Below are 452 nucleotides of genomic sequence, written 5' to 3' on the forward strand. Positions count from 1 at the left end.
CCCCATTAAAGCGATGATTGATGCCACTCGCACACCTGGTGTCGATGAGTATCTGGCTGAGTCGCAGCGCCAAGCGGCTATCAAGCGCCTACCTACCTTTGAGACGCAGACTGGTAATGACATCACTCTGCTCAAACGCAATGTGGAGCAGCTGTATCGGCTGCTGGGACTGTCGCTGATCATCTTAATGGCACTATTGGCGTTGGGAGGTCTGCTATGGCTGTCATAGGGGCTATTAATATTGATGAAACTGTGGAGTGTCAAAACTCTGACAACCAGAAACACTGGACCCATTATCCGGTGACCTTGGACAACTGGATAGAGGCATGCCATGAGGAGAAGCTTAAACGTAAGATCTCTTATGCTGAGATCGCCCGGCGTATTAAATACGCCCGCCCTAGCTTGAGCCTTGCGTTGTCCGGCAACTATATCGGTGATACCAAAACCATCGC

General features: G+C 50.7%; 2 protein-coding genes. Both read left to right on the plus strand.

The genetic code is table 11. The features are described from left to right. The coding region (locus FHK88_RS02445) for a hypothetical protein (protein ID WP_227429208.1) at positions 1 to 229 on the plus strand (229 nt) is incomplete at its 5' end. Next, on the plus strand, positions 217 to 452 hold a 236-nt coding region (locus tag FHK88_RS02450; protein ID WP_227429209.1), incomplete at its 3' end, for a hypothetical protein. The genes FHK88_RS02445 and FHK88_RS02450, both read left to right, overlap by 13 nt.

Source organism: Psychrobacter sp. I-STPA6b, from assembly GCF_020662265.1.
Lineage (GTDB): Bacteria > Pseudomonadota > Gammaproteobacteria > Pseudomonadales > Moraxellaceae > Psychrobacter.